Below are 25,186 nucleotides of genomic sequence, written 5' to 3'. Positions count from 1 at the left end.
TACGGAACTCATGGACGCTGTGACCCAGGTCCCCGCCCCGGTCAACGAGCCGGTGCACGGCTACGCCCCCGGTTCGCCCGAGCGCGCCCGCCTGGAGGCCAAGCTCAAGGAGCTGGCCGAGAACCCGATCGAGCTGCCGATGACGATCGGCGGTGTGAATCGGATGGGCGGCGGCGAGCGCGTCGACGTCGTACAGCCGCACAACCACAAGGCCGTGATCGGCACCTTCGCCGGCGCGACCCAGCAGGACGCGCAGGACGCGATCGACGCCGCGCTGGCCGCCGCGCCCGCGTGGCGTGCGATGTCCTTCGACGACCGCGCCGCGATCATCCTGCGCGCGGCCGAACTGCTGGCGGGCCCGTGGCGCGAGACACTCGCCGCCTCCACCATGCTCGGCCAGTCGAAGACCGTGCAGCAGGCCGAGATCGACACCCCCTGCGAGCTCGTCGACTTCTGGCGCTTCAACGTCAAGTACGCCCGCGACCTGCTCGCCGAGCAGCCGGTCGCCAACTCGCCCGGCGTGTGGAACCGTCTGGACCACCGCCCGCTCGAGGGCTTCGTCTACGCGATCACGCCGTTCAACTTCACCGCGATCGCCGGCAACCTGCCGACCGCCCCCGCCCTGATGGGCAATGTCGTCGTGTGGAAGCCGTCCCCGACGCAGACCCACGCCGCCGTGCTGCTGATGCAGCTTCTGGAGGAGGCAGGTCTGCCCAAGGGCGTCATCAACCTGGTGACGGGCGACGGCATCGCCGTCTCCGAAGTGGCGCTGAACCACCCCGACCTGGCCGGCATCCACTTCACCGGCTCGACCAAGACCTTCCAGCACCTGTGGAAGACGGTCGGCAACAACATCGAGAAGTACCGCTCCTACCCGCGCATCGTCGGCGAGACGGGCGGCAAGGACTTCGTCGTCGCCCACCCGAGCGCCGACCGCGCCGTGCTGAAGACCGCGCTGACCCGTGGCTCCTTCGAGTTCCAGGGCCAGAAGTGTTCGGCGTCCTCGCGTGCGTACGTCCCCGCCTCGATCTGGAACTCCGGCTTCAAGGAGGAGTTCGCGGCCGAGGTCGACGGGATCAAGATGGGTGACGTCACGGACCTGTCGAACTTCATCGGCGCCGTCATCGACGAGCGCGCCTTCGCCAAGAACAAGGCGGCGATCGACCGTGCGAAGCAGGACCCGACCTGCACGATCGTCGCGGGCGGAAGCTACGACGACTCGGTCGGCTACTTCGTCCGCCCGACCGTCGTCGAGTGCTCGGACCCTTCGAACGAGGTCTTCACGACCGAGTACTTCGGCCCCTTCCTCGCCATCCACGTCTACGAGGACGACCAGTACGACGCCATGCTGGAGCAGATGGAGTCGGCGTCGGCGTACGCCCTGACCGGCGCGGTCGTCGCGAACGACCGTGCGGCGGCGGCGTACACGATGGAGAAGCTGCGCTACGCCGCGGGCAACTTCTACATCAACGACAAGTCGACCGGCGCGGTGGTCGGCCAGCAGCCCTTCGGCGGTGGCCGCGCCTCCGGCACGAACGACAAGGCGGGCGCCCCGCAGAACCTGATGCGCTGGACGCTGACCCGCGCGATCAAGGAGACGCTGGTTCCGCCGACGGACTACTCCTACCCGCACATGGGCTGACGCTTCGGCCCTCACAGGCTCCGCCCCCGTCCGGCCCCCAAGCCGGACGGGGGCGGACTCCATTCGGCGGGTCTACGCTGCAAAGAGGGATGCCGAAAGGAGATCGTGATGCCTGGTTCCACGACGATCGGCGGCGGGCACGGGGCCGACGCGATCGAGCACAACGACGCCGTCCGGCTGGCGGGCGTCCTGCGGGAGATGAGCGAACTGCTGACGGTGGACGGGCCGAATCGGCTCACCGATGCGCAGGTCAGCGCGTTGTGCGGGGGACAGGTGCACCACCGCCAGGAGTTCGGCGAGTGGATTGCGCGGGTGGCGCGAGAGCTGCACCGGAGGGTGTCGGCGTAACCCCGCCCGGAGATCGGCTGGACAGGGTCTAGCTGTCGCTGTCGTCCGGGTCGGCCTCGGCGAGGTTCTTGATCGCCGCGAGCCTGGTGTCCCACTCCGACGCGACCCGTTCCATCCACCGCGCGGTGACGCCGAGACGTGCGGGCAGCACCCTGTAGCGCGCCTCGCGGCCCTCCCGGCGACCGGCCACAAGGCCGGCCCGGGTGAGAACCGCGAGGTGCTTGACGATTGCCTGCCGGCTCACCGGCAGCTCCGTGGCCAGGACCGTGGCTGTCGCCTCGCCGTGCGCGGCGAGGGCGTCGAGCAGCCGGCGGCGGGTCGGGTCCGCGAGCGCGGACAGGACCTCCGTCACGGCCTCCTGGTCTGCGTCCGCCGTCATGCCGCGAGTTGCTCCGCGTACTTCTGGAAGTTGCCGACCACTTCGGTCCAGCCCGCCGAGTGGCTGTCGTACCCGGCGGTGTCGATCCTGTCCTCGGGGATGGCGAGTGCGGCGAAGCCGGTCTCCACCACGCGCAGGTGCGTGCTGTCGCCGTCCGGGGTGAGGGTGAACTCCACCAGGGTGGAATTTCCCTCGACCGCCTGCTCCCCGGGGAAGGCGCTCGCCCAGCGGTACGAGAAGTGGTGCGGCGGGTCGACCTTCACGATCGTGGTGGGGAACTGGCCGTACTGGCCGTGATCCAGCTCCATGGTTCCGCCCGGGCGCAGGTCGACCGGGGTCGGCTTGCCCTGTCCGAACCAGGAGCCGACGTGCTCCGGCTCGGTGAGCACCGCCCAGACGCGCTCCACAGGCGCGGCGATGGTGATTTCCCGTTCGATGCGGTCCTTGCTCATGAGGTTGAGCCTCCTGTTCGACGAGGACGTGCAACGTGCTACTCAATGGTTGCACGTCCCGGCCGAAATGCGCAACCATTCGGTTGCGCCAGCTGTCGCGGGGCCGTCCGGCGGGGGTGCCGTGCCGGTACGGCGGCACGGCACCCCTGTTCGGTCAGCAGCAGCGGCTGCTCGGGTTGGCCTCGCGGTGCCGGGTGCGCATGTGCTCGTACTCCCGGCGGGTCGGGACAGGGGCGTGCGGATGGTGGCGGCGGTGCCGCTCGCAGTAGCGGTCGTATGCCGCCTCGCCGCTGAACTCCCGTACGTACAGGCGCAGTCCGTTCAGTAGCTGACGGAGCGTCATTCGCGGGCTCCGGCCAGCGCCTTACGGGGTGCTGGCACCGTTGCGTCGATCTGCGAGGCGACGTACGGCGCTTCCGTCGTGGGCAGCGGGGCCGACGAGTGCAGAGCGCGGGCGCACACCACGGCCGCGTTGGCGATCACGGTCACGACCAGCAGGAGGAAGACGACGATGAGAACGCCGTCGACCGTGGAGTTGGTGACCACGGTGTGCATGTCGTCCATGGTCTTGGCGGGCGGGAGGACGGTGCCGGCGTCGATGCCGTCGGCGTAGCGGGCCCGCTGGGCGAAGAAGCCGACGCGAGGGTCGTCGGAGAAGATCTTCTGCCAGCCCGCGGTGAAGGTGACCGCGACCACCCAGGCCAGCGGGACGGCGGTGACCCAGGCCCGGCGCAGCCGTCCGGACTTGACGAGGACGGTGGTGCAGACGGTGAGGGCGACGGCGGCGAGCAGCTGGTTGGCGATGCCGAAGAGCGGGAAGAGCTGGTTGATCCCGCCGAGCGGGTCGGTGGCGCCGGTGTAGAGGAAGTAGCCCCAGGCGGCCACGACCAGCGCGCTGCTGACCCAGATGCCCGGCTTCCAGTTGACGCGGCCGATCGGCTTGTAGACGTTGCCGAGCATGTCCTGAAGCATGAAGCGGCCCACCCGGGTGCCCGCGTCGACCGTGGTGAGGATGAACAGCGCCTCGAACATGATCGCGAAGTGGTACCAGAAGGCCTTCATCGCATGGCCGCCGAAGACCCCGGAGAAGATCTCCGACATGCCGACCGCCAGTGTGGGCGCCCCGCCGGAGCGGGCGATCAGAGTCTGTTCCTCCACCGCCTTGGCGGCGGCGGTCAGCTGGTCGGGGGAGATCGTGAAGCCGAGGCCGGCCACCGCCTGGGAGGCGGAATCGACGGTGGTGCCGAGCAGTCCCGCGGGGGCGTTCATCGCGTAGTACAGCCCCGGGTCGAGGACGGCGGCGGCGATCAGGGCCATGACGGCGACGAAGGACTCCATGAGCATCGCGCCGTAGCCGATCATCCGGACCTGGGACTCCTTCTGGATCAGCTTCGGGGTGGTCCCGGAGGCGACCAGGGAGTGGAAGCCGGACAGTGCGCCGCAGGCGATGGTGATGAACAGGAACGGGAAGAGGGAGCCGGCGAAGACCGGCCCGGTGCCGGAGCCGGCGAAGTCGCTCACCGCATCGGCCCGCAGCTTCGGCGCGGCCACCAGTACACCGGCCGCGAGCAGCGTGATGGTGCCGATCTTCATGAAGGTGGAGAGGTAGTCGCGCGGCGCCAGCAGCATCCACACCGGCAGGACGGAGGCCACGAATCCATAGCCGGCCAAGCAGAAGACGAGGGTCGTGGGGCTCCAGGTGAAGGCGTCCGCGAGCGAGGAGTTCTCGATCCAGCCGCCGCCGACGATGGCGAGGAGCAGCAGTGCGACACCGATCAGGCTGGTCTCACTCACCCGCCCCGGGCGCAGGATGTGCAGGTAGAAGCCCATGAAGAGGGCGATGGGGATGGTCATGGCGACCGAGAAGGTGCCCCACGGGGAGTGGGCGAGGGCGTTGACCACGACCAGTGCCAGTACGCCCAGCAGGATGATCATGATGACGAAGACGGCGATCAGGGCGGCTGCCCCGCCCACCTTGCCGATCTCCTCGCGGGCCATCTGGCCCAGGCTCTTGCCGTCCCGGCGCATGGACAGGAACAGCACCACCATGTCCTGCACCGCCCCGGCGAAGATCACCCCGACGACGATCCAGATGGTCCCGGGCAGATACCCCATCTGGGCCGCCAGCACCGGCCCGACCAGCGGCCCGGCCCCGGCGATCGCCGCGAAGTGATGTCCCAGCAGGACCCGGCGGTCGGTCGGCTGGAAGTCGACGTCGTCCTCGAGCCGCTCGGCGGGGGTGGCCCGGCTGTCGTCGAGCTTCAGCACGCGCCGGGCGATGAAGCGTGAGTAGAAGCGGTACGCGATGGCATACGAACCCAGGGCCGCGACCACCAGCCACACGGCGGAGATCTCCTCGCCCCGGGCCAGGGCCACCACGCCCCAGGCGCCGGCGCCCAGGAGGGCGATACAGGTCCACAAAGCAATGGATTTCGGGCGTACACGGGTGGTTCTGGGCATGGCGGATCCTCGGCTCGGCGGATCAGGAGTGACTCGGCGGATCAGGAGTGAAAGGTGAGGGGTGCAGGGTGAAGCGCTGAGAGCTCAGGGTTTGGGCGGACGCCGGATCAGCGCATACGCCGCGAGAACGGCGAGACTGCACCCCGGCACCCAGGCCAGCTGGTACCAGTAGAAGAACGGCACCCCGGCCAGCTGTGGCCGGTCCTGCGCGTACCAGGGCACCCAGAGCAGGGCGACGACGGGAGCGACGAGGCAGACACCGGCCGCGACCCGGCGCCAGACGTGGTGAGGGAGCGCGATCCGTACCACAGTGCCCTCCTCGTTCCTGTCGGTCTGTGCAAGAGTTGCTCGCGTCCGCGATTGGGTTGACAGCAAATTTCGATGAGATTTCCCTGGATTTCCTGTCATCGCACCCGGCCCTCTGCGCAACTCGTATGCGACAGGGCTCGCGCACTCCCAGGACACCAAGGACGGTGACCGATGACTGAAGGCCCCATGGCCGCGGCGTTCCTCGCCGTCATCGGCGGTGCGTCCCTGCTCGCAGTCACCGCCCGCCGTCTGCACGCCACCGACGACCTGCCCTCCCTGGAAGGCTGGGCGCTGGCCGACCGGAGTCTGGGCACCGTCTGGACCTGGTTGCTGCTCGGCGGCACCATCTTCACCGCGTACACCTTCGCCGCCGTACCCGGCCTGGTGTACGGCAACGGGGCACCCGCCTTCTTCGCCCTCCCCTACACCGTGATCGTCTGCCCGCTCGCCTTCGTACTGCTGCCCCGGATGTGGAGCGTGGCGCGGGACCACGGATATGTGACCGCCGCCGACTTCGTGCGCGGACGCTACGGTTCGGCGCCGCTGGCCCTGGTGGTCGCGCTCACCGGCATCCTCGCCACCATGCCCTACCTCGCCCTGCAGCTCCTGGGCATCCGCGCCGTGCTCACCGCGGGCGGCCTCTATCCGAGTGCCGCCACCGGTGATCTGGCGATGGCCGCGATCTTCGCCGGTCTCGCGGTCGCGACCTACCGGCACGGTCTGCGTGCGCCCACCGTCATCTCGGCGCTCAAGGGCGTGGCGGTCTTCGGCTCGGTACTCGCCGTCAGCTGGCTCGTCCTGGCCAGGCTGGGCGGACCCGGGGCGGTCTTCGAGGAGGCCGCCCGCCGGCTCACCGGTCCGGACGCGGGCAGCGCCTCCCTCGTCCTCAGCCCCGACCAGCAGCCGGCCTTCGCCACGCTGGCCCTGGGCTCGGCGCTGGCCCTGCTGATGTACCCGCACGTTCTCACGGCCGCCTTCGCCGCCTCCGGTCCGCGCGTCCTGCGCCGGGTCGCAGTGGCCCTGCCGGCCTGGACCGCCGTGCTTGCCCTCTTCGGGTTCCTCGGCATCGCGGCGCTCGCCTCGGGCGTACGGGCGCCCGAGGGTGGCGCCGAGGCCGCGGTTCCCATCCTGGTGGACCGCATCATGCCGGCGCCGCTGGCAGGTCTGGTCTTCGGCGCGATCACCGTGGGGGCGCTGGTACCGGCCGCCGTCATGTCGATCGCGGCAGCGACCTCGTTCGTACGCAATGTGTATGCCGAGTACTTCCACCCCACCGCAACCCCCAAGCGTCAGGTCCGAATAGCCAAGGCCGTCTCGCTCACCGCGAAGGCGGGTGCGGTCGCGTTCGTCTTCGGGCTGCGGGACCAGGACGCCATCAATCTCCAGCTCCTCGGCGGCGTCTGGATTCTCCAGATCTTCCCCGCGGTGGCCATCGGGCTGTTCACCCGCCGGTTGCACCATCGGGCGCTGCTCGCCGGATGGGCCGCCGGGATGGTGTTCGGCACTGTCATGGTCGTACGAGAGGGTTTCTCGCCCGTCGTACCGCTCGGCCCGCCCGGTCATTCCCCGGAGATCTACGCGGGGCTGGCCGCCCTGATCCTCAACCTCGTGGTCGCGCTGGCCGGTACCGCGGTACTGGACCGGATCGGCACCCCCCGAGGTACGGACTCCACCACACTGCCCCCTGGCCCGACGGTCAGGAACCGGCCCGGCACGGGAGCGAGCAGCGCATGAGACGCACCATCAGACCCACTGCTGTCCCGGCGCCCGCGGGGCAGCCGGCCGCTCCGGCCGCAGCCCCGGCGCCCGCTCCTGTGCCGGTTTCGGCTCCCGCATCGGTTTCGGCCGATCCGGTGGAACGGGAGCGGGAGGCGGCCGTCGCCCGGCTCTTCGACCAGCACTATGCCTCGATGCTCCGCCTCGCCGCGCTGCTGGGCGCCGACGACCCCGAGAACATCGTGGCCGAGGCCTACTACCAGATCTACCGGAAGTGGCGGAAGCTCCGCGACGCCGAGTCCGCGGAGGCGTATCTGCGCTCCACCGTCTGCAATCTGACCCGGATGCGGATACGCCATCTCCAGGTCGCCCGCCGGCACGCCGAGGCCCCGCCGACCGACCTGGTCGCCTCGGCAGAGAACTCGGCCCTGCTCCATGACGACCAGCGGGTGCTGGTGGGCGCCCTCCAGCAACTGCCCGCCCGGCAGCGCGAAGCCCTTGTGCTGCGCCACTGGCTCGGTCTCAAGGAAAGCGAGATAGCCGCGGCGATGGGCATTTCGGCAGGCTCGGTCAAGACCCACACCGCGCGCGGCCTCGCCGCTCTCACCCAGGCGATGGAGGCACGGCGATGAGCAGCACCCCAGGCACCCCCGGTGCCGAGAAGCAGCTTCGTGAGGCCCTCGAAGCCCTCGCCGTCCAGGTGCAACCCGCCCCTGACGCCTATCGCACCGCTCGCGGCGGCTGGCTCCGCCGGGAACGCAGGCGCCGTCTCGTTCTCGCGGTCCTCATCACGGTCGTCTTCGCTCTCGCCGTACTGATCGGCCTCTGGGTCCTGAACCAGACGCCCTCCGGCACCGGCGCGATCTTCAGCGGCGCCCACAGCCCGGTCGCCTCCGCGGACGGATACGCCGGGCAGCCATGAGTACGTGATACGGACGGACGAGCAGCGACGGGCCTGGGAGGATGCCGAGCATGACCGAGTCGGCCCGCACCGCCCACACCTTCGAGCTCAGCCCCGCCGAACTCCTCCAGATCCGCACGCTGCTGACGGACGCGTTCGACGGCGACTTCGGCGACGAGGACTGGGACCACGGGCTCGGCGGCGTCCATGCGCTGGTGTACGAGGACGGGGAGCCCGTCGCGCACGGCAGCGTGATCCAGCGCCGGGTGATCCACCGGGGCCGCTCGCTGCGCATCGGATACGTCGAGGCCGTGGCCGTACGCGCCGACCGGCGACGGCGCGGACTGGGCAGCCGGGTGCTGGACTCGTTGGAGCAAGTGATCGACGGGGCGTACGAGTTCGGCGCGCTCTCCGCGTCCGACGACGGGGTCGAGTTGTACCGGGCTCGCGGCTGGCAGCTGTGGCGGGGCCGGATCGAGGGGCTCGGACCGAACGGGGTCGTGCATCTTCCGGACGAGGAGGACTCCACCTATCTGCGGTCCGCCGCCGCCCGCCCGCTCCCCAAGCCACCCGCCGCGCTGCTCTTCGACTGGCGCGACGGCGACGTTCTCTAGCCCTCTAGCCCTCTAGTCCGGTAGCCCGGCAGCGGCTCAGAGCGCTCCCGCGTCCCGCGCCGCCCACACCGACGGATACAGCGGCCGGAAGCCGAGCTCGTCGCGGATCCGTACGGTCGACACCACCCCGTGCCACGGATCGGGATCGGTCCGATCCCCCGAGGACCGCGAGGCGCACGCGCGCTCCCATGTGGCCCAGCTGCGGGCAGTGCTCGGGGCCCGCCCCGACGATCCCGGACCGGCCGCTCTCGTCGCCGAACTCCGCTTTGCCAGCGCGGAGTTCGCCGCGCTGTGGGACGAGCATGAGGTGGCGGTCCGGCGTTCGGCGGTCAAGCGGTTCGTCCACCCGGTGGTCGGCCTGCTGGAACTGGACTGCGAGGTGCTGGCCGTCCCCGAGCAGGGCCAGGTCCTGGTGGTGCACTCGGCAAGGCCGGGGACCGAGGCCCACGAGCGGCTGGAGCTGCTCCGCGTCGTGGGCCTCCAGGACCTGACCTCCGGCGCGAGCCTCAGCCGCTGACGCTGGGGGAGCCGGTCTCGATGTGGCCGGTGTACCGCCGTGACCAGGTCGGGTCCACGTCCGCCGTGACGGTGAAGTCGTACCAGCCGTTCTGGTACGCCACCGCGTTGAAGTAGTCCTCGGTGGAACCGCCTGCCGGGACGGTGTACGTCCAGGGGCCGTCCGTACGGTAGTTGTCGGCCTTGATGGTGAACTTCACCGCCGCCGCGGAGGTGTTGGTCAGCTTGAACCAGATCGCCTGCTTGCCACTGCCGCTCTCCACGGCGAAGCGCGCCACCACCTCGATGGACTTGCCCGCCTTCGTCGCGTCGCCGGTGAAGCGCCGCAGGAAGCGGTTCGGTCCGGCCATGCTGATCTCGTACTTTCCGGCGCCGAACCCCGTGCCGATGTTGAAGTAGTCGGACGCCGTGCCGCCCGCGTCGACGGTGTACTGCCACGGCTCGGTGCTGCGGTACGCGTTGGGGTGGATGGAGAAGTGCGCGGCACTCCTGGCCGAAGCGCCCTGATTGGCCATGGAGAACCAGGCCAGGATCTTGCCGGCCGTACCGAACTCCAGCCGGTCGAGATTGCCGTTCGGCTGGTAGGGCAGGGCGCGCGCCGGGCGGGTGCCGGCTTCCTGCCCGGGCAGGGCGTTGTTCGTCGGGACGGGGTTGGGCAGCGGTCCGCACGTGCTCTGGCCGATGACCTTCGCCGTGCCGGGCAGCGACGGCACTCCGTACACGGGGTTGGCGAAGTCGAAGACTCCGGTGAGGTCGCCCGTCACCTTGCGGCGCCAGGCGCTGATGTTCGGGCAGCTCGCCGGCTTGCCGATGGCGGAGGTCCAGGTCTCCAGGAAGCGCAGCACCGAGGTGTGGTCGAAGACCTCGGAGCTGACCCAGCCGCCGCGGGTCCACGGGGACATCACGAGCATGGGGACACGGAAGCCCAGTCCGTACGGGACGCCGTTCAGGAACTCGCCCGGCGTGCCCGCGGGCGGCGCCGGCGGCGGGACATGGTCGAAGAAGCCGTCGTTCTCGTCGTAGTTGAGGAAGAGAACGGTCGAGTTGAAGACCTCGGGGCTGGCGGCGAGGGCCCGGTACACGAGGTCGACGAAGTGCGCGCCGTCGCCGGGCGGTGCGTACGGGTGCTCGGAGAAGGCCTCGTTCGCCACCACCCAGGAGACCTGAGGCAGCGTCCCGGCCAGCGCGTCGGCCTTGATCGCGGCGGCGATGTCGTCGGGGGTGGACCCGGTGACCTTCGGGACGGACGCCATGCCGCGGTCGTACAGGGCGCTGCCGGGCTTGGCCGTCTCGAACTGATTGAAGTACGCGAGCCCGTTGTCGCCGTAGTTGTCCTGGGCGTTCTGGTAGACCTTCCAGGTCACTCCGGCGCGCTGCAGCGCCTCCGCGTACGTCTCCCAGGTGAGCCCCGACTCGTCGCCGCCGTCCGAGCTGGAGGCATCGACCTTGCCGCTCCACAGGTAGGTGCGGTTGGGCCCGGTGGCGCTCAGTGTGGAGCAGAAGTAGGCGTCGCAGATGGTGTAGTTGTCGGCAAGCGCGTAGTGGAACGGTATGTCCGCGCGCTCCAGACAGCCCATCGTGCGTACGTTGCCGACGCCCCACACCCAGCTGTCGAGGCGGCCCTTGTTCCAGGCGGTGTGCTGAGAGGTCCAGCTGTGCGGCAGATCGCCGTTGCACTGGGCGAGCGTCTCGCCGTCCACGCCCCCGGCGTCGGGCGTGGCGCTCAGCTTCCACGGGTACTGGCGGCCCAGGCCGTTGGGCTGGTTGAAGACGCTGTGCCCGCCGGCGAGGCTGATGCCGCTCCGGTCGGCAAAGCCGCGCACACCCTTGAGCCTGCCGAAGTAGTGGTCGAAGCTGCGGTTCTCCTGCATCAGGACGACCACGTGCTTCACATCGCTGATGGTCCCGGTCGCCGCCTCGGAGGTGACCGCGCCCGTGGCCGCCTCGGCGGACCCGGCGGCCGGCGGTATGGCGGCTGCTGCCACCGCGCCCGCGCCGAGAGCCACGAAACCCCTACGACTGATCGGTGTCATGCGTCCGCCCCTGCTCTTTGTGTGCCCCTGCGGCACATCGAGCGCAAGAGTGCAGTCGGCGGTCGCAATGGTCCACAGCCGTACCGGGAGAGATCCGTGAATTGCTGTTGAACTGCGAAGGATGCGGAAGCTGAGACCGCTACGCAGGCCGTGGCCGATCCGAAAGCCGTGACTGAACGGATGAAAACGCGAGCGGCGGCGCTGCTCGGGCGCCCGGGGCTGGAAGTGATCACGCGCCAGTGCTCACGACCAGACCCATGGAGCAGCCATGCAGCACAAGCACCTTCGACGGAGACCTGGCCACCGGGTCCTCCTGATCTGTTGCGCCAACGTCCTTGCGGCGGCCGCCCTCGTCGGCCTGGGAACGGGCGAAGCCGACGCGCAGACGCCGCTCTGCTTCGGCGCCCCGGCCACGACCACGACCGGAACGCCGGGACCTGACGTGATCATCGGCACTCCGGGCGATGACGTCATCGAGGGTCTGGGCGGCATCGACCTGATCTGCGGTCTCGGCGGCAACGACCGTCTGATCGGCGGGCCGGGCGATGATGCGATCGACGGCGGTGACGGCGACGACGAGGTGATCGGCGACGGTTACAGCGGCACCGGAGACGCGACCGGAGCCGCGGGAGAGGACCATCTCATCGGCGGCGTCGGCAACGACAGTCTGGTGGGCGACAACTACGCCGTGCAGGGCACGGCCGACGGGGCGGCCGCTGACGCGCTCTACGGCGGGCCCGGGGACGACGGCCTGGTCGGCGACAGCAGAGGCGACTACGCCTCCGGTGGTGCCAGGGACCGTCTCGAAGGCGGCGACGGAAACGACGGTCTCTACGGAGACGCGCTCGGCTTCTACGAGGCCTCGGGAGCCGGCGACGACGTACTGCTGGAAGGCCTTGGGGAACTCGGCGATGCGACGGGCGACAGCACCGCCATCATCGGCAACGCGAGCGGGAGCGGCGGTGACGACATCATCGACCTCGGCCCGGACGGCGGAACGATCGCGGTCGGCGACCACAGCGCCTCCGGGGGCACGGCGATCGGCTCCGGCAACGATCGGATCGTGGGTGGCAGCGGGGGCGAGTTCCTCATCGTCGGCGACAGTGCCCTGGGGAATGCCACCGGAGCGACCGCCGGGAACGACCTGATCTTCGGGCGCGGCGGGAACGACGTCCTGTTCGGTGACAACGTCGACCAGAACTCTCAGACCGTCGGCGCCGCGGGCGGGAGGGACGCGATCGACGGCGGAACCGGCGACGACGTCCTCAGGGGCGGTCCCATGGGAGATTTCCTCGACGGCAAAGCCGATACGAACGACTGCGACGGTGAAGCGGGCCCCGACTTGGTGATCAACTGCGCGGTCTGACCGCCCGAGCCGACGGGTACGCCCTGGTCCACCCGGCCGGATCACTGATCTCGGACCGGAGCGCCCCACGCGCCCCGTCGGCTGTGTCACCAACCCCTGAGCCGGCCCGCACGGTAGCCGTCCGGGCCCTGATCCGCGAGCTCAGAGCCCTCTCCCGGTGACATTGAGGTGATCGCCGTCTCAGATAGTAGGAAGTCCGAGTAACTGTGGAGACAGAAGCGCGTACCTGTCCTAACTTTGTAGAAGCCGAACGTCTCGCTCGATCCAGCGAATGGCGGCCGTGAGCCAGTGCACCTTCGCAGGCAACCCCTGCGGCACCGCTCCCCGCCCCTCCGGCGCCTTCGAAATCTCTGTGATCTCAAGGAGTCGATCACCATGCCCGCTGAGACCGCCCGCCGCGTCCGCCACTCGTCCCGTACGAGTGAGTCCGACCGCAAGAACGCCGCCGCCGCCCTGCAGCGAGCCCTCGACCGCAGGGACAACGGCGGCTCGACCGGCCACTAGGACCTTCAGGACCTTCAGGACCGGTCTGCGCTCGTCCAGATCGTGGACGTCCCGTGTCATGGGGTGGGACGCAGCGTAGAGTGCCGACATGTCTCGCAGCATCAATCTCGCAGTGATCCCCGGTGACGGCATCGGCCAGGAGGTCGTGGCCCAGGGCCTCAAAGTCCTCTCCGCCGTCCTCCCTCAGGACGTGAAGCTGGAGACCAAGGAGTACGACCTCGGCGCCCAGCGCTGGCACCGCACCGGAGAGACCCTTCCCGACGCGGAGCTCGACTCCCTCAAGAACCACGACGCCATCCTGCTCGGCGCGATCGGCGACCCGTCCGTGCCGGCCGGCGTGCTGGAGCGCGGGCTGCTGCTCAAGCTCCGCTTCGCCTTCGACCACTACGTCAACCTGCGTCCGTCGAAGCTCTTCGCCAACACCGCGACGCCGCTGGCCGGCCGCCCCGACATCGACTTCGTCGTCGTCCGCGAGGGCACCGAGGGCCCGTACACCGGCAACGGCGGCTCGCTCCGTACGGGTACGGAGCACGAGATCGCCACCGAGGTCAGCGTCAACACCGCGTACGGCGTCGAACGGGTTGTCCGCGACGCGTACGAGCGGGCCAACTCCCGCCCGCGCAAGAAGCTGACGCTGGTCCACAAGAACAACGTCCTCGTCTACGCCGGTCACATGTGGAAGAACATCTTCGACCGGGTCGGCCAGGAGTACCCCGAGGTCACCACCGACTATCTGCACGTCGACGCCGCGACGATCTTCTTCGTCACCCAGCCCGAGCGCTTCGACGTCATCGTCACCGACAACCTTTTCGGTGACATCCTCACCGACCTCGCCGCTGCCGTGACCGGCGGCATCGGCCTGGCCGCGTCCGGAAACATCAACCCGACGGGCGCGTTCCCGTCGATGTTCGAGCCCGTCCACGGCTCGGCGCCCGACATTGCGGGCACCGGCAAGGCGGACCCGACGGCCACGATCCTCTCCGTCGCCCTCCTGCTGCGCCACCTCGGCTACGAGGCCGAGGCCGCGCGCATCGAGGAGGCCGTCTCCGCCGACCTCGCGGAGCGCGACGGTTCCACGGTCCGTACGACGGACGAAATCGGCGACGCGCTCGCGGTACGAGTAGCGAGCTGACCCGTCGGATTGACAGAGCCGCCGGGTCGCATCCGCACCCGGCGGCTTCTCTTGTGCGGCCTCCGGGTGCCACCATCATCCCTGGACCGCATTCACCCCGTTTCTAGCACGGTGCCACGCGAGCGATAATCGGACGTGGGCCGCGGCATGCGGGAAAGCTCGGACGTCCTAGCACCAGTAGCGGCGTGAGCGCGGTCCGTCACAAACAACCGGTGAAGGACATTGCACTCATGACGACGCCCACGATCGAGCTCAAGCCCTCCTCACACCCGCTGTCCGACGCGGAGCGCGAGGCGATCCTGGCCAACCCCGGATTCGGCCGCCACTTCACCGATCACATGGTGACGATCAAGTGGACGGAGGGGCGTGGCTGGCACGATGCTCAGCTCGTCCCGTACGCGCCGTTGTCGATCGACCCGGCCAATATGACCCTGCACTACGCGCAGGAGATCTTCGAGGGCCTGAAGGCCTACCGCCGCCCCGACGGCTCGATCACCTCCTTCCGCCCCGAGGCCAATGCCGAGCGCTTCCAGCGGTCCGCCCGTCGGCTCGCGATGCCGGAGCTGCCGGTCGAGACGTTCATCGCGGCGTGTGACGCGCTGGTCCAGCAGGACAAGGCGTGGGTGCCCCCGCACGGCGGCGAGGAGTCGCTCTACCTGCGCCCGTTCATGATCGCGACCGAGGTCGGCCTGGGCGTGCGGCCTTCCAACGAGTACCTCTTCATCGTCATCGCCTCGCCCGCGGGCGCCTACTTCCCCGGTGGCGTCAAGCCGGTCTCGATCTGGCTGTCCGAGGACCGGGTGCGCGCCGTCCCCGGCGGCATGGGCGACGCCAAGACCGGCGGCAACTACGCCGCGTCCCTGCTCGCCCAGGCCGAGGCCGCCGCGAAGGGCTGCGACCAGGTCGCCTACCTCGACGCCGTGGAGCACAAGTGGGTCGAGGAACTGGGCGGGATGAACCTCTACTTCGTGTACGAGGACAAGATCGTCACGCCCGAGCTCACCGGTTCGCTGCTCGCCGGAATCACCCGTGACTCGCTCCTCAAGCTCGCCAAGGACCTCGGCTACGAGGCCGAAGAGACCCGGATCTCCATCGACCAGTGGCGGGGCGACACCGAGAACGGCACGCTCAAGGAGGTCTTCGCCTGTGGTACGGCCGCGGTGATCACCCCGGTCGGCCTGGTCAAGTCCGCGGGCGGCGACTGGAAGCAGTCCGGTGGTGAGCCGGGCGAGGTCACGATGAGGCTGCGCAAGGCGCTGCTGGACATCCAGACGGGCAAGGCGGAGGACGTCCACGGCTGGACCCACCAGCTGGGCTGAGTTACCTCCAACAAACGGGCCCGCCCTCTGCACGCCAGGGGCGGGCCCGGCTGTTGGCGGAGCGGTCAGGAAACGGCCACTTCGGCCTCGGGCTCACGCTCCGGCACCCGGGCAGGCCCCAGCCCCAGCAGCAGGCAACTCGCGCCGCCCACCAGGCCCGACAGTACGAAACTGCAGTCCACGCCGCCCGTAAGACCCAGCAGCGGGCCCTCGTACAGCGGGGTCGAGACCGCGGTCAGGCCGACTGCCGCTCCCAGCGCCCAGGAAAGTGTCGCGCGCGGGTTCCAGCCCGAGCGGAACCAGTAGATGCCGCCCCGCGCACGGCGGTTGTAGACCTGGAGGGCCTGCGCGTCGTACGTCCCGGCGCAGCGGGCGTGGCCGATCATCGTGATCACCGCCCAGGGTGTGCCGATCGCCGTGAGCAGCAGTACGAACGACGTCATCGCGGACTGCGCGTCCCAGGCGAAGTGGCCGAGGAAGACGAAGAACGTCGCGACGGCCGCCACGACCAGCGTCGCCCGCGTCCGGGTCGCGCGCGGCAGGATCGCGTCCAGGTCGAGGCCCATGGAGTAGAGCATCAGGCCCGCGTTGCCGACCGAGCCCGCCGTGGCCGCCAGGAGCAGCGGGACCAGGTACCAGACGGGGGCCGTGGCGACCAGCGGGCCCGCGTAGTCGAGCGCCGCACGGGCCGCGAGCGCCGTGTACGTGCCGAAGAGCTGCGGGACCAGCAGACCCGCGACCAGGCCCAGCCAGGTGGCCCGCAGCACCCGGCGCGGGGTGTGCCGCAGCGGCGAGATGTAGCGCGTGTAGTCGCCGAGCAGGGTGATGAAGGCGATGGGGCCGCTGAGGCCGGCGGCCACCGCGGAGAGCAGCCAGGTCGGCCAGAAGGAGCCCAGCAGGTACGGGGTGTCCGGCGGCGCGGCCGTGGTGAGGTCCGGGGCGTAGGCGATCAGTCCGAGCAGCAGCAGCGCGGTCATGCCGATGGCGAGGACCTTGCTGAGGCGGAGCAGAAGACGATAGCCGTACACGGCGCCGACGACGGTACACGCGGCGAGCAGTGCGTACACCAGGGTGTGCGCGACGCCGCCCGTCGGCAGCCCGGCGATCCGCGCCAGGGTACCGATCATCACGTCCCCGCCGATCCACAGGGTCAGCGCGGTGTACCCGAGGGAGAGCAGCAGGCCGACGACGGAGCCGACGAGCCGGCCGCGTACGCCGAAGGCCGCGCCGCTGGACGTGGAGAGATTGGTGGCGGTGCGAAGAGACACCAGGGCGAGCGGCGCGGTGACCGCGACTCCGATGATCGTGCCCGCGACGATCGACGTGACCGATGCCCACAGACCGAGCCCGAAGGAGACCGGCAGCCAGCCGAAGACGATCACGCCGAGGCACAGGTTCGAGCCCAGCAGGATCGAGATGAGGTCCCGGGGAGTGCTGGTGCGCTCCGCCTCCGGGATGGTGTCCACCCCGCGCTGTTCTATCGGCATTGGCCGCCCCTAACGCTCGACTGTTTGAGTGCCGCTCAATGTGGCTCAAGCAATGCTCACCCGTCAATGCTTCCGTGAAAAGAAACTCGTGGTTAGAGTGTCGTTCGAAACAGGAGGTGTGGTGACGTGCGACTGACCCCGACCGAGCGCGACCGGCTGCTGCTCTTCGGCGCGGCCGAACTGGCGCGGGCGCGCCGGGCCCGCGGCCTGCGGCTCAATGTCCCGGAGGCGACCGCGCTCATCGCGGACACCGTCTGCGAGACCGCCCGCGACGGGCGCCGGCTCGCCGAGGCGATCGAGGCGGCGCGGAGTGTGCTCGGCCCCGACGACGTCCTGCCCGGCGTGGCGGACGTGGTCACCGAGGTGCATGTGGAGGCCGTCTTCGACGACGGGTCACGGCTCGCGGTCGTCTCCGACCCGATCGGGGGCGGCGGCCTGGGGGATCGGGCTCCCGGCGCGGTCGTGCCCGGGCCCGCGCACCCCGAGCCGGAGCCCGCGGTGCGGCTGACCGTACGCAACACCGCGACCGTGCCGGTCAGCGTCACCTCGCACTTCCACTTCTTCGAGGCGAACCCGCGCCTCGACTTCGACAGGTCCGCGGCGTACGGCATGCGTCTGTGCGTCCCGGCGGGCTCCTCGGTCCGCTTCGACCCCGGTGGTCAGGCGGAGGTCGGACTGCTGCCCATCGGCGGCGACCGGATCGCGATCGGCTTCGCGGGCCTGGTCGACGGCCCGCTGGACTCGCCGGGCGCAAAGGAGGAGGCCCTGCGGCGCGCGGCGGCCTGCGGTTATCTGGGGGCGGCCCGATGAGCGCCGCCCCCCTCGGCCCGGTCAGCGCGGAGGCCGCGGCGTCCCGCCCGGAGAACGCCCGGCCGCGTGGCCCGATGACCGGCGCTCCCGGCGTGACCCCGGCGAACGCCGTCCCTGACGTGACCCTGGCGAACAGCGCCCGTGACATGACGACCGGCGCCCCTGAAGTGACCCCGACGACCGGCGCTCGCGGTCGGACGGCTGCCGTGCCCGAGGGCGGCTCCGCCCTCGGCCCGGTGAGCACGGCCCCCGGCGTGGCGGCTGCCGTGCCCGCAGCCGGCTCCTCCCTCGGCCCGGTGAGCACCGCTCCCGGAGTGGTCGCCACCCACGACCGCACCGCCGCCCCGGCGGGGCGCCCCGCGCCCGACTCGCACTACCGACTGGAGGTCCGCCGATGACCGGCATCGATCCGTACGAGTACGCATCCGTGCACGGCCCCCGTGCGGGCGACCGCGTCGTCCTCGGCGACTCCGGCCTGGTCGTCCGCGTCGAGTCCGACTCCCAGAAGCGCGGTGACGAATTCCTCGCCGGCTTCGGCAAGACCGCCCGCGACGGACTCCACCTCAAGGCCGCATCCGTCCGCGAGACTTGCGACGTCGTCATCAGCAACGTCCTCGTCATCGACGCCGTTCAGGGCATTCGCAAGGTGTCCATCGGTATTCGCGAGGGCCGGATCGCCGGCATCGGACGAGCGGGGAACCCGGACACCCTCGACGGCGTGGACGTCGTCGTCGGCACCGGCACGTCCATCGTCTCCGGCGAGGGCCTCATCGCCACCGCCGGTGCCGTCGACACCCACGTACATCTGCTGTCGCCGCGGATCATGGAAGCCTCCCTCGCGTCCGGCGTCACCACAATCATCGGTCAGGAGTTCGGTCCTGTCTGGGGTGTTGGCGTCAACTCGCCATGGGCCCTCAAGCACGCCTTCAACGCCTTCGACGCCTGGCCCGTCAACATCGGCTTCCTCGCCCGCGGTTCGTCCTCCGACGACGCGCCGCTGGTCGAGGCGCTCGCCGAGGGCGGCGCCTCGGGCTTCAAGGTGCACGAGGACATGGGCGCGCACACCCGCGCCCTCGACACCGCGCTGCGGGTCGCCGAGGAGCACGACGTGCAGGTCGCCCTGCACAGTGACGGCCTCAACGAATGTCTGTCGGTCGAGGACACCCTCAGGGTCCTGGACGGCAGGACCATCCACGCCTTCCACATCGAGGGCTGCGGCGGCGGACACGTACCCAACGTGCTGAAGATGGCGGGCGTGCCGAATGTCATCGGCTCCTCCACCAACCCGACCCTGCCCTTCGGCCGGGACGCGGTCGCCGAGCACTACGGAATGATCGTCTCCGTACACGACCTCAAGACCGACCTGCCCGGCGACGCCGCGATGGCGCGCGACCGGATCAGGGCCGGGACGATGGGTGCGGAGGACGTACTGCACGACCTCGGCGCGATCGGCATCACCTCGTCGGACGCGCAGGGCATGGGGCGCGCGGGCGAGACCGTACGCCGCACCTTTGCGATGGCCGGGAAGATGAAGGCCGAGCTGGGCCCGATGGAGGGCGACGGCGCGCACGACGACAATGCGCGCGTGCTGCGCTACACGGCGAAGCTGACCATCAATCCGGCGATCGCGCACGGTCTCGCGCACGAGATCGGCTCGATCGAAGTGGGCAAGCTCGCGGACATCGTGCTGTGGCAGCCGCAGTACTTCGGGGCGAAGCCGCAGCTCGTCCTCAAGTCGGGCTTCCCCGCCTACGGTGTCGTGGGCGACCCGAACGCCGCGACCGACACCTGCGAACCGCTCGTCCTCGGGCCGCAGTTCGGTGCCCACGGCGCCACGCCGGCGGACATCTCGGTCGCCTTCGTGGCCAGGGCGGCCACCGAACTCGGCTCCGACCTGATGCCGACGCGCCGCAGAAGGGTCGCCGTGCGCGGCACCCGTGGCATCGGACCGGCCGATCTGCGCCTCAACTCCCGGATCGGTGACGTCGGTGTCGACGGCCGCACGGGCCTGGTCACCCTCGACGGCGATCCGCTGCGCTCGGAGCCCGCCGACTCGATCTCCCTCAACCGCCTCTACTTCCTGTAAGGGATCTCCGATGACCTTCCGTATGCCGCCCGAGTGGGCCCCGCACGAGCGCACCTGGATGGCCTGGCCGGGCCCCAACATCACCTTCACCGGCGACGACCTCGCCGCGTCCCGGCGGGCATGGGCATCGGTCGCCCAGGCCGTACGCCGCTTCGAGCCGGTCACCATGGTCGTCGGCCCGGGGCAGGCGGAGGGCGCCCGTGCCCTGCTCGGCCCGGACATCGACGTCGTCGAGCACGAGCTGGACGACGCCTGGATGCGCGACATCGGCCCGACGTTCGTCACGAACGGAGAGCAACTGGCGGCGGTGGACTGGGTGTTCAACGGCTGGGGCGCGCAGGAGTGGGCCAGCTGGGAGCACGACTCGAAGATCGCCCGCCATGTGTCCGATCTGGCCGGAGTGAAGGTCCACTCCTCACCCCTGGTGAACGAGGGCGGCGGCCTCCATGTCGACGGCGAGGGCACGGTGCTGCTCACCGAGACGGTGCAGCTCGGCCCGGAGCGCAACCCGGGCTGGTCGAAGGAGGAGGTCGAGGCCGAGATCCATGCCCAACTCGGCACCACCAAGGCGATCTGGCTGAAGCGCGGCCTGACCGCGGACTACCCGCCGCACGGCTACGGAACCCTGGGCCATGTCGACATCGTGGCCGCCTTCGCGGGCCCGGGCGTCATAGTCGCCCACACCCAGCCCGACCCGGCCCACCCGGACCACGAGCTGTGCAAGGCGAACGTCGAGTTCCTCAAGACCCAGAAGGATGCGAAGGGCCGCCGTATCGAGGTCGTCGAGATCGAGGCGCCGACGGTGGTGCGGGAGGAGGACGGTGGCTGGGTCGACTACTCATACATCAACCACTACGTCTGCAACGGCGGTGTGGTCCTGTGCGCCTTCGACGACCCGCGTGACGAGATCGCGGCGGGCATCTTCCGCCGCCTGTACCCGGGCCGGACGGTGACGCTGGTCGACGCGAGGACGATCTTCGCGGGCGGGGGCGGCATTCACTGCATCACGCAGCAGCAGCCGAAGGTCTGAGGCTCTGCGAAGGGGCGGCGCAGTGCCAGGGCCGATCAGGTAGAACAGACAAGTGCACGAAGTGTCCCCCGATCAGGCGGTCGTCGCCGAGGAGATCGCCGTATGACCCCCGCCCAGCGCCGTCGCAATATCGCGCCGCCCCGTGAGTCCGTCCTCGCCGCCGCCATGGCCACCATCGCCGAGCGCGGCCTCGACGGACTCACCATGGCGGGGCTCGGGCGCGAGGTCGGGATGAGCAGTGGGCACCTCCTCTACTACTTCCGCACCAAGGACGAGCTCCTGCTCCAGACCTTGGAGTGGAGCGAGGGACGCCTCGGCGCGGAGCGCAGTGCGCTGCTCTCCCAGCAGGTCCCGGCCCGCGAACGGCTCGACGCCTACGTCGATCTGTACATCCCCGACGGGCCCCGCGACCCCCACTGGACCCTCTGGCTCGAGGTCTGGAACCGCTCGCAGAACGCCGACGACGACGCCCGCGCCCGCCAGGGCGCCATCGAGGGGGCCTGGCACCGGGACCTCGTGGCCCTCATCGCGGAGGGCATCTCCCGGGGGGAGTTCCGCTCCGTCGACGCGGACCGCTTCGCCGCCCGGCTGCGCGCCCTGCTCGACGGGTTCAGCGTGCACGTCGCGGTCGGCCTCCCCGGTACCGGACGACCCCAAGTCCTTGCCCACGTGCGGGAATTCATTGCGGAAGCCCTGCTTCCCTGAACGCAACGCACGCAAGTACTCCCGATCGTTGCCTTCGGCGCCCTTGCCCGTTCAAGATCATTCCGGCACGGTCTCGATCATGGGACGAGAGCACTGGAAGAAGATCTGGGTCGGCTCGGCCGGCAACATGGTGGAGTGGTTCGACTGGTTCGTGTACGCCAGTTTCGCCACGTATTTCGCAGGCGCGTTCTTCCCCGAGGGGGACGACACCGCCAAGCTCATGAACACCGCGGGCATCTTCGCCGTCGGCTTCTTCATGCGCCCGGTCGGCGGCTGGCTGCTCGGCCGGGTCGGTGACCGCAAGGGCCGCAAAGCCGCGCTGACCCTCACCGTCAGTCTGATGTCCGCCTCCGCCGTCCTCATCGCGATCGCGCCGACGTACGGGGTCGCGGGCTACGGCGGAGCCGCCGTCCTGCTGGTCGCCCGGCTGCTCCAGGGTCTGTCCGTGGGCGGCGAGTACGCGGCCAGCGCGACGTACCTCACCGAGGCCTCCGCGCCCGAGCGCCGCGGCTTCGCCTCCAGCTTCCAGTACGTCTCGATGACGGCGGGCCAGATCATCGGTCTCGGCCTCCAGATCATCCTGCAGCGCACGATGTCCTCGGACGCGCTGCACAGCTGGGGCTGGCGCATCCCGTTCATCATCGGCGCGTTCGGCGCTGCCGTCGTCTTCTATCTGCGCCGGAACATGCTCGAGACGGAGGTGTACGAGGAGTCCGGCGATGACACCCCCGCGGGCGAGAAGGGCACGATCAAGGCGCTGTGGGCGCACAAGCGGGAGGCGTTCCTGGTCATTGCGCTGACGATGGGCGGGACCGTCGCGTACTACACGTACACGACCTACCTGACGAAGTACCTGTCCAACTCCGCGGGCCTGCCGAAGCAGACCGCGACCCTGGTGTCCTTCTGCGCGCTGATCGTCTTCGCCTGCCTGCAGCCGCTTGCGGGCAAGCTCTCCGACCGGATCGGCCGCCGCCCGCTGCTGATCACCTTCGCGGTCGGCTCGACCTTCCTGACCGTGCCGATCATGACGATGCTCAAGCACGCGGGCTCCTTCTGGCCGGCGCTGGGTCTCTCGCTGCTCGCACTCGTTGTGATCACCGGCTACACGTCGATCAACGCGTGTGTGAAGGCGGAACTGTTCCCGACGGGGGTGCGGGCGCTGGGCGTGGCCCTTCCGTACGCCATCGCCAACGCGCTGTTCGGTGGGACTGCGGAGTATGTGGCGCTGTGGTTCAAGAACGCGGGGGTGGAGTCGGGGTTCTACTGGTACGTGGCGGGATGCGCGGCGGTGTCGCTGGTGGTGTACCTGTCGATGCGGGAGACGCGGGACATCGACCTGAACCGGGTGGCGGAGACGGCGCCAGGGGTGACCCCGTCCCCGGCGGCGTCCCGGGTCCCCTGACAGGTGCTTTTTCCCAACGTCCGCCGCAGGCGCAGCCCGGTCGCCCGCCCCGCCCCGCGCACCCCGGGCGCCCGCATTGTGAGACCCCGGTCCACCGCACCCCCCGGCTGTGGCAAACTGCCACCGTGCTTACGTTCGCCATGATTATGGGCAGCAAGCGCGCCGGTCCTCAGTGACCGCCTCGTACCACCACATACGACGGCGGACACCGTGCCCCAGACCCGCGCGCAGACCTCTCGCACCCGCGAGAGGTTTTTTCGTTTTACGGCCTCACCCTGGCCGGGAACGAGCCGCGCGAAGATGGGGGCAAGTGGATCCAGTACTTCAGGAGCCACGAATCCGACAGGAGTCAATTCAGCCATGACCACGGATACCGACGACAGCTTTCATGTCTTCGACACCACGCTGCGCGACGGCGCGCAGCGCGAGGGCATCAACCTCACCGTCGCGGACAAGCTGACCATCGCCCGGCACCTGGACGACTTCGGCGTGGGGTTCATCGAGGGCGGCTGGCCCGGCGCCAACCCGCGTGACACGGAGTTCTTCTCGCGCGCCCAGCAGGAGATCACCTTCAAGCACGCCCAGCTCGTCGCCTTCGGCGCCACCCGCCGCCCGGGCGCCAAAGCCGCCGAGGACCCGCAGGTCAGGGCGCTCCTGGAGTCCGGCGCGCCGGTGATCACGCTGGTCGCCAAGTCGCACGACCGGCATGTGGAGCTGGCCCTGCGGACCACTCTCGAAGAGAACCTGGAGATGGTCCGCGACACCGTCTCCTACCTGCGCGAACAGGGCCGCCGCGTGTTCGTGGACTGTGAGCACTTCTTCGACGGCTACCGCGCCAACCCGGAGTACGCCAAGTCCGTCGTCCGCACCGCCTCCGACGCGGGCGCCGACGTCGTCGTGCTCTGCGACACCAACGGCGGCATGCTCCCGGCCCAGATCCAGGCCGTCGTCTCCACCGTCATCGCCGACACCGGCGCACGCCTCGGCATCCACGCCCAGGACGACACCGGCTGCGCCGTCGCCAACACCCTGGCCGCGGTTGACGCGGGCGCGACCCATGTCCAGTGCACCGCCAACGGTTACGGCGAGCGGGTCGGCAACGCCAACCTCTTCCCGGTCGTCGCCGCCCTGGAGCTCAAGTACGCCAAGAAGGTCCTCCCCGAGGGCGCCCTGGCCGACATGACCCGCGTCTCGCACGCCATCGCCGAGGTCGTCAACCTCACGCCCTCCACCCACCAGCCCTACGTCGGTGTCTCGGCCTTCGCCCACAAGGCCGGACTGCACGCCTCGGCCATCAAGGTCGACCCGGACCTGTACCAGCACATCGACCCCGAGCTGGTCGGCAACACCATGCGGATGCTCGTCTCCGACATGGCCGGGCGTGCTTCGATCGAGCTCAAGGGCAAAGAGCTCGGCATCGACCTCGGCGGCGACCGTGAGCTCGTCGGCCGGGTCGTCGAGCGGGTCAAGGAGCGCGAGCTCAAGGGCTACACCTACGAGGCCGCGGACGCCTCCTTCGAGTTGCTGCTGCGCGAGGAGGCGGAGGGCCGGGCCCGCCGTTACTTCCGGATCGAGTCCTGGCGGGCCATCGTCGAGGACCGCCCCGACGGCACCCACGCCAACGAGGCCACCGTGAAGCTGTGGGCCAAGGGCGAGCGCATCGTCGCCACCGCCGAGGGCAACGGCCCGGTCAACGCACTCGACCGGGCGCTGCGCGTCGGCCTGGAGAAGATCTATCCGCAGCTCGCCAAGCTGGAGCTGATCGACTACAAGGTCCGCATCCTCGAAGGCCGCCACGGCACCGAGTCCACCACCCGCGTACTGATCACGACGGGCGACGGAAGCGGCGAATGGGCCACGGTCGGCGTCGCCGAGAACGTCATCGCCGCCTCCTGGCAGGCCCTGGAGGACGCGTACACCTACGGTCTGCTGCGCGCCGGCGTCGAACCGGCCGAGTAGCCCTCGCAGACATGGC

The 25,186-nt window shown here is 69.9% G+C and carries 24 protein-coding genes and 1 pseudogene; 18 read left to right on the top strand and 7 right to left on the bottom strand.

Annotated features, from left to right (window positions below; all coding sequences use genetic code 11):
- Positions 1–10: 10 nt before the first annotated feature.
- Together pruA and OG729_RS11635 are read left to right on the top strand one after the other, a co-directional pair.
- Complete coding sequence (gene pruA / locus OG729_RS11640; RefSeq protein WP_405805871.1) at positions 11–1,642, top strand: L-glutamate gamma-semialdehyde dehydrogenase; 1,632 nt, start codon at positions 11–13, stop codon at positions 1,640–1,642.
- 108 nt (positions 1,643–1,750) lie between these two features.
- Positions 1,751–1,990 (top strand): hypothetical protein, encoded by a 240-nt coding sequence (locus OG729_RS11635; RefSeq protein WP_405805870.1) that lies wholly within the window; start codon positions 1,751–1,753, stop codon positions 1,988–1,990.
- A gap of 28 nt (positions 1,991–2,018) precedes the next feature.
- Here the strand turns inward: OG729_RS11635 and OG729_RS11630 are convergent, their stop codons facing one another.
- The 5 genes from OG729_RS11630 to OG729_RS11610 form a co-directional block, all read right to left on the bottom strand.
- A complete protein-coding gene (locus OG729_RS11630; RefSeq protein ID WP_405805868.1) occupies positions 2,019–2,369 on the bottom strand; it encodes an ArsR/SmtB family transcription factor in 351 nt (116 codons plus the stop codon).
- Positions 2,366–2,821: an SRPBCC family protein gene (locus tag OG729_RS11625; protein ID WP_360877687.1), complete on the bottom strand. Its 456-nt coding sequence runs from the start codon at positions 2,819–2,821 to the stop codon at positions 2,366–2,368. The genes OG729_RS11630 and OG729_RS11625 overlap by 4 nt, the downstream gene beginning before the upstream one ends.
- A gap of 154 nt (positions 2,822–2,975) precedes the next feature.
- Positions 2,976–3,164 (bottom strand): YbdD/YjiX family protein, encoded by a 189-nt coding sequence (locus OG729_RS11620; RefSeq protein WP_405805867.1) that lies wholly within the window; start codon positions 3,162–3,164, stop codon positions 2,976–2,978.
- Complete coding sequence (locus OG729_RS11615; RefSeq protein WP_405805866.1) at positions 3,161–5,281, bottom strand: carbon starvation CstA family protein; 2,121 nt, start codon at positions 5,279–5,281, stop codon at positions 3,161–3,163. Before OG729_RS11615 ends, OG729_RS11620 begins: the two co-directional genes overlap by 4 nt.
- Before the next feature lie 84 nt (positions 5,282–5,365).
- A complete protein-coding gene (locus OG729_RS11610; protein WP_405805864.1) occupies positions 5,366–5,590 on the bottom strand; it encodes a DUF3311 domain-containing protein in 225 nt (74 codons plus the stop codon).
- A gap of 171 nt (positions 5,591–5,761) precedes the next feature.
- Here OG729_RS11610 and OG729_RS11605 point away from each other — a divergent pair, with 171 nt between their 5' ends.
- The 5 genes and pseudogenes from OG729_RS11605 to OG729_RS11585 form a co-directional block, all read left to right on the top strand.
- Positions 5,762–7,324: a sodium:solute symporter gene (locus OG729_RS11605; RefSeq protein ID WP_405805863.1), complete on the top strand. Its 1,563-nt coding sequence runs from the start codon at positions 5,762–5,764 to the stop codon at positions 7,322–7,324.
- Entirely contained in the window at positions 7,321–7,938 is a 618-nt protein-coding gene (locus tag OG729_RS11600) for a sigma-70 family RNA polymerase sigma factor (protein WP_405805862.1), read from the top strand. The genes OG729_RS11605 and OG729_RS11600 overlap by 4 nt, the downstream gene beginning before the upstream one ends.
- Positions 7,935–8,228: a hypothetical protein gene (locus tag OG729_RS11595; RefSeq protein WP_360877667.1), complete on the top strand. Its 294-nt coding sequence runs from the start codon at positions 7,935–7,937 to the stop codon at positions 8,226–8,228. Before OG729_RS11600 ends, OG729_RS11595 begins: the two co-directional genes overlap by 4 nt.
- Before the next feature lie 50 nt (positions 8,229–8,278).
- A complete protein-coding gene (locus OG729_RS11590; RefSeq protein ID WP_360877664.1) occupies positions 8,279–8,821 on the top strand; it encodes a GNAT family N-acetyltransferase in 543 nt (180 codons plus the stop codon).
- A 157-nt stretch (positions 8,822–8,978) separates the two neighbouring features.
- Positions 8,979–9,338 (top strand): annotated as a pseudogene (locus OG729_RS11585) (transcriptional regulator); the annotation flags it as partial.
- Here OG729_RS11585 and OG729_RS11580 read toward each other — a convergent pair.
- Positions 9,328–11,370, bottom strand: a complete 2,043-nt coding sequence (locus tag OG729_RS11580; protein ID WP_405805859.1) for a phosphocholine-specific phospholipase C — start codon at positions 11,368–11,370, stop codon at positions 9,328–9,330. The pseudogene OG729_RS11585 and the gene OG729_RS11580 overlap by 11 nt on opposite strands.
- Positions 11,371–11,638: 268 nt before the next feature.
- On the opposite strand from OG729_RS11580, the gene OG729_RS11575 reads away from it, so the two are divergent.
- The 4 genes from OG729_RS11575 (at position 11,639) to OG729_RS11560 (ending at position 15,691) form a co-directional block, all read left to right on the top strand.
- Positions 11,639–12,736, top strand: a complete 1,098-nt coding sequence (locus OG729_RS11575) for a calcium-binding protein (RefSeq protein ID WP_360877658.1) — start codon at positions 11,639–11,641, stop codon at positions 12,734–12,736.
- Between the two features lie 375 nt (positions 12,737–13,111).
- Positions 13,112–13,240, top strand: a complete 129-nt coding sequence (locus tag OG729_RS11570; RefSeq protein WP_326652808.1) for a hypothetical protein — start codon at positions 13,112–13,114, stop codon at positions 13,238–13,240.
- Between the two features lie 88 nt (positions 13,241–13,328).
- Complete coding sequence (locus OG729_RS11565) at positions 13,329–14,372, top strand: 3-isopropylmalate dehydrogenase (protein ID WP_360877654.1); 1,044 nt, start codon at positions 13,329–13,331, stop codon at positions 14,370–14,372.
- A 230-nt stretch (positions 14,373–14,602) separates the two neighbouring features.
- Positions 14,603–15,691, top strand: coding sequence for a branched-chain amino acid aminotransferase (locus tag OG729_RS11560; protein ID WP_360877651.1), 1,089 nt, complete (start codon positions 14,603–14,605; stop codon positions 15,689–15,691).
- Between the two features lie 65 nt (positions 15,692–15,756).
- Here the strand turns inward: OG729_RS11560 and OG729_RS11555 are convergent, their stop codons facing one another.
- Positions 15,757–17,178 (bottom strand): cytosine permease, encoded by a 1,422-nt coding sequence (locus OG729_RS11555; RefSeq protein ID WP_405805857.1) that lies wholly within the window; start codon positions 17,176–17,178, stop codon positions 15,757–15,759.
- A 126-nt stretch (positions 17,179–17,304) separates the two neighbouring features.
- Here OG729_RS11555 and ureA point away from each other — a divergent pair, with 126 nt between their 5' ends.
- The 7 genes from ureA (at position 17,305) to cimA (ending at position 25,170) form a co-directional block, all read left to right on the top strand.
- Positions 17,305–17,988, top strand: a complete 684-nt coding sequence (gene ureA / locus OG729_RS11550; protein WP_405805855.1) for an urease subunit gamma — start codon at positions 17,305–17,307, stop codon at positions 17,986–17,988.
- The gene (locus tag OG729_RS11545) at positions 17,985–18,386 is read left to right on the top strand and encodes a hypothetical protein (RefSeq protein ID WP_405805853.1); all 402 of its coding nucleotides are present in this window, start codon (positions 17,985–17,987) and stop codon (positions 18,384–18,386) included. The genes ureA and OG729_RS11545 overlap by 4 nt, the downstream gene beginning before the upstream one ends.
- Positions 18,383–20,074, top strand: a complete 1,692-nt coding sequence (locus OG729_RS11540) for an urease subunit alpha (RefSeq protein ID WP_405805852.1) — start codon at positions 18,383–18,385, stop codon at positions 20,072–20,074. The genes OG729_RS11545 and OG729_RS11540 overlap by 4 nt, the downstream gene beginning before the upstream one ends.
- Positions 20,075–20,084: 10 nt before the next feature.
- On the top strand, positions 20,085–21,104 hold the full coding sequence (locus OG729_RS11535) for an agmatine/peptidylarginine deiminase (protein WP_405805851.1): 1,020 nt from the start codon (positions 20,085–20,087) through the stop codon (positions 21,102–21,104).
- Positions 21,105–21,206: 102 nt separating this feature from the next.
- On the top strand, positions 21,207–21,809 hold the full coding sequence (locus OG729_RS11530; protein ID WP_405805849.1) for a TetR/AcrR family transcriptional regulator: 603 nt from the start codon (positions 21,207–21,209) through the stop codon (positions 21,807–21,809).
- 79 nt (positions 21,810–21,888) lie between these two features.
- On the top strand, positions 21,889–23,211 hold the full coding sequence (locus tag OG729_RS11525; RefSeq protein WP_405805848.1) for an MFS transporter: 1,323 nt from the start codon (positions 21,889–21,891) through the stop codon (positions 23,209–23,211).
- Between the two features lie 360 nt (positions 23,212–23,571).
- Positions 23,572–25,170: a citramalate synthase gene (cimA, locus tag OG729_RS11520; protein WP_360877625.1), complete on the top strand. Its 1,599-nt coding sequence runs from the start codon at positions 23,572–23,574 to the stop codon at positions 25,168–25,170.
- Positions 25,171–25,186: the final 16 nt, after the last annotated feature.

This window comes from Streptomyces sp. NBC_00210 (genome assembly GCF_045160975.1).
Classification (GTDB): Bacteria; Actinomycetota; Actinomycetes; order Streptomycetales; family Streptomycetaceae; genus Streptomyces.
This window is presented reverse-complemented; position numbering and strand designations above follow the sequence as displayed.

Coding starts and splice junctions, on each gene's coding strand:
- pruA (WP_405805871.1), top strand. CDS start 11: ATGGACGCTGTGACCCAGGTCCCCGCCCCGGTCAACGAGCCGGTGCAC.
- OG729_RS11635 (WP_405805870.1), top strand. CDS start 1,751: ATGCCTGGTTCCACGACGATCGGCGGCGGGCACGGGGCCGACGCGATC.
- OG729_RS11630 (WP_405805868.1), bottom strand. CDS start 2,369: ATGACGGCGGACGCAGACCAGGAGGCCGTGACGGAGGTCCTGTCCGCG.
- OG729_RS11625 (WP_360877687.1), bottom strand. CDS start 2,821: ATGAGCAAGGACCGCATCGAACGGGAAATCACCATCGCCGCGCCTGTG.
- OG729_RS11620 (WP_405805867.1), bottom strand. CDS start 3,164: ATGACGCTCCGTCAGCTACTGAACGGACTGCGCCTGTACGTACGGGAG.
- OG729_RS11615 (WP_405805866.1), bottom strand. CDS start 5,281: ATGCCCAGAACCACCCGTGTACGCCCGAAATCCATTGCTTTGTGGACC.
- OG729_RS11605 (WP_405805863.1), top strand. CDS start 5,762: ATGACTGAAGGCCCCATGGCCGCGGCGTTCCTCGCCGTCATCGGCGGT.
- OG729_RS11600 (WP_405805862.1), top strand. CDS start 7,321: ATGAGACGCACCATCAGACCCACTGCTGTCCCGGCGCCCGCGGGGCAG.
- OG729_RS11595 (WP_360877667.1), top strand. CDS start 7,935: ATGAGCAGCACCCCAGGCACCCCCGGTGCCGAGAAGCAGCTTCGTGAG.
- OG729_RS11590 (WP_360877664.1), top strand. CDS start 8,279: ATGACCGAGTCGGCCCGCACCGCCCACACCTTCGAGCTCAGCCCCGCC.
- OG729_RS11580 (WP_405805859.1), bottom strand. CDS start 11,370: ATGACACCGATCAGTCGTAGGGGTTTCGTGGCTCTCGGCGCGGGCGCG.
- OG729_RS11575 (WP_360877658.1), top strand. CDS start 11,639: ATGCAGCACAAGCACCTTCGACGGAGACCTGGCCACCGGGTCCTCCTG.
- OG729_RS11570 (WP_326652808.1), top strand. CDS start 13,112: ATGCCCGCTGAGACCGCCCGCCGCGTCCGCCACTCGTCCCGTACGAGT.
- OG729_RS11565 (WP_360877654.1), top strand. CDS start 13,329: ATGTCTCGCAGCATCAATCTCGCAGTGATCCCCGGTGACGGCATCGGC.
- OG729_RS11560 (WP_360877651.1), top strand. CDS start 14,603: ATGACGACGCCCACGATCGAGCTCAAGCCCTCCTCACACCCGCTGTCC.
- OG729_RS11555 (WP_405805857.1), bottom strand. CDS start 17,178: ATGCCGATAGAACAGCGCGGGGTGGACACCATCCCGGAGGCGGAGCGC.
- OG729_RS11545 (WP_405805853.1), top strand. CDS start 17,985: ATGAGCGCCGCCCCCCTCGGCCCGGTCAGCGCGGAGGCCGCGGCGTCC.
- OG729_RS11540 (WP_405805852.1), top strand. CDS start 18,383: ATGACCGGCATCGATCCGTACGAGTACGCATCCGTGCACGGCCCCCGT.
- OG729_RS11535 (WP_405805851.1), top strand. CDS start 20,085: ATGACCTTCCGTATGCCGCCCGAGTGGGCCCCGCACGAGCGCACCTGG.
- OG729_RS11530 (WP_405805849.1), top strand. CDS start 21,207: ATGACCCCCGCCCAGCGCCGTCGCAATATCGCGCCGCCCCGTGAGTCC.
- OG729_RS11525 (WP_405805848.1), top strand. CDS start 21,889: ATGGGACGAGAGCACTGGAAGAAGATCTGGGTCGGCTCGGCCGGCAAC.
- cimA (WP_360877625.1), top strand. CDS start 23,572: ATGACCACGGATACCGACGACAGCTTTCATGTCTTCGACACCACGCTG.